This is a genomic window from uncultured Fretibacterium sp. (assembly GCF_938030725.1).
Taxonomy (GTDB): Bacteria; Synergistota; Synergistia; order Synergistales; family Aminobacteriaceae; genus Fretibacterium.
This window is the reverse complement of sequence record NZ_CALHIQ010000026.1, coordinates 1-2,360: the sequence shown is the minus strand read 5'-3', so window position 1 is coordinate 2,360 and position 2,360 is coordinate 1. Positions and strand designations below refer to the sequence as shown.

Genomic DNA, 2,360 nt, shown 5'->3' with positions numbered 1-2,360 from the left:
TCGTTCAGGGCGCGCAGGTCGTCCAGGGTCATCTCGTTGAGCGTTGTCTCCCCAAGGTGCGCCGTATCCTTCTCGTTCAAGGCCTCCGCAAGCTCCGGGTCCTCCCTGAGCCATTGGGCGACCTCCGCTCTGTGTTCCATCGTCTTCTTGCTGCGCCGTTTCAGGTCGTAGGAGGACAGGAGCTGTTCGATCTCCTTGTGCGCTACCCAGGTGACCGTCTCGGAGCCCGCCATCCGGTTGATGCCTTTGACAAGCTCTCCAACCTCAGCCTTGACTTCCTGGCGTTCCTGGAGTCTCTGTTTGAGTGCGGCAATGCGCGCCTCCACTGCGGCGCGTCCTTTGGCGCGCCCTTCCTTGACCCCCTGGCGCCAGGCGGCCTTGCTGTACTTCTCCGCCATGGCATACCCGCGCCGCATCGCTTCGGACAGCGTGAGCATGGCTTCGGGGTTGCCGTCCTTGCTAGCTGATGCTATACTTTCAACAGAGTTGCTTGTCTGGCGAGCGCTCCAACGCCGGGAGTCACCCTGCACCTCCTGACTCCCGGAGCCCGAAGCCAGAACGGAAGCAGGGCCGTTGACGGGGGTTGCGCTCCTCGTCGCAAGCAATTTTTTTCTGCTGACATAATTTTTGTTTGCAAACCAAGCAGTTTTTACACGATAAACACCCTCCTTATTAATAAGCTCAATCGCAACGGTGGGGCTTTTTTGCCCACCGTTGCGTATCACCAATATCGAGTTGCCAGTGCCGGAACGTATTTCATTAAAACCGGAAATTGTATTCAGGATAAACGTCTGAGCATCCGGATACCCAGCCCGACGTATCTGTGCCCCGTGTGCTTCTTCCGCGTGCCTCACAGCCCCGACGTTGGCCTGAATGACCCCGGCCTGTATCCCCGCCGCTGCGGCAGTCTCCTCGTCGATCTCGCCAAGGTTGGGGGACCCATCCTCGTTATAAAGCAGCTCCTTAGAATCTGCCTCGTCAATAGACCGTCCGGATTCCGTCCCCAGCGTCACAGGCTCGATTGCGCCCTGCGCCCCTGCCGGAGCCTCCGCTGAGAGCGTCCGGTCCAGGGCCTTGACGCTTTCGGCGATCTCCCGCTGTTCCCGGTACGTCGCCTCGAGGTCCGCTTTGACCTGAGCGTTGTTCTTGTCCTGGTCGTACTCCGCCTGGAGCGCCTTCTGAAGCCTCGTCAGGTACCGCTGGCGGTCCGTCATGTATTCCCGCGCGCCGTCCACGCCTAGATGTTCCACGAGCGCGTTCAGCGTGTCGGCGCCCACCTCCACCAGCGGCGCAGGCTTCTTCGGCACCTCATTGACGTTCTCCTGCAGCCAGGCCACGAGCCCCTCAACGTCCAGGTTGATGCCGTTCGCCTGAAGCGTTTCGGTGAGGACGTCCAGCGCAAGCTGCGGGCCTTCTGTCGTGTTCCGGAACAGACCCGGCCAGCGCTTGCGCACGTCCCGCGCCAGGTCCTCTCCCAGCTGCTCGATGAAATCTCCGAAGCGCAGCCCGCCGTTCTCGCGGATGAGCCGCACCACGTTCTGCACGGCCTCGTGTGCGTTGCGCTTGAACTCGTACTCCTCAAGCTGCCCCAGCCAGCCGGTCACGGCCGCCTCGGCGTCCTCCGGGACCTCGTAGAAGCTCCAGTCGTCGGAGGCCTCGTACCCCAACTGCTCCTGCTCCGACCGCTCCCGCAGCTCGGCCTGATAGCGCTTGATCTCCTCGTTGATCGCCGCGTCCTCGACGGCCAGCTCCTGAACGGTCGTTTCCGCAGTGATCTCCTCCGGGGTCGCCAGTAGGCGGGCGTAGATGTCCCGCATCTCCGGGCTGAGCTCAATACCCAGCGCCTGCACCACGTCGTGGTAGACCTCGATCATCCACGCCCGCAGCCGGCGGAACACGCCCCGCAGGGCACGGCTGGGCGCCTTGCCCTCGGCGATGTACGTTTCAAACCCCTGAGCGAAGTACTCATGAGCCTGCGTCCGGGCCTGCCGGCGCACCTCGGCGTCCTCGGAATCGAAGTCCTCCCGCGTCACGCCCGCGTGCCGCAGCACCTCGTCCACGTCGGCCCTTAGTTGGGGGTCCGCGCCCTCCGCTCTGCTGAGCTCATCCAGCATCCGGAAGACGTGGTGTGCCAACTCGTGGAAGCTGGTGCTCCGGTTCGCGCTCTCAAAGAACTCGATCAGGCTCATGCCATCCGACTGGACCGTCAGCCGGGCGTTGATATCCCCAGCGAGCCCGGGTACACCACGGGGGGCCGTCCCCATCCGGGAAGTGCCCCCCGCTCTTTCAGCCCCTAGCCCTGCTTCTGCTCCGCGGCCGCCGCCTGTTGCGCCCGTTTGGCTGCTTTCTCCGCCCTGATT

General features: G+C 63.2%; 1 pseudogene. It reads right to left on the bottom strand.

The window, feature by feature from the left end:
* Positions 1-2,264, bottom strand: a pseudogene (locus tag Q0629_RS01920) (hypothetical protein); the annotation flags it as partial.
* Between the last annotated feature and the right edge of the window lie 96 nt (positions 2,265-2,360).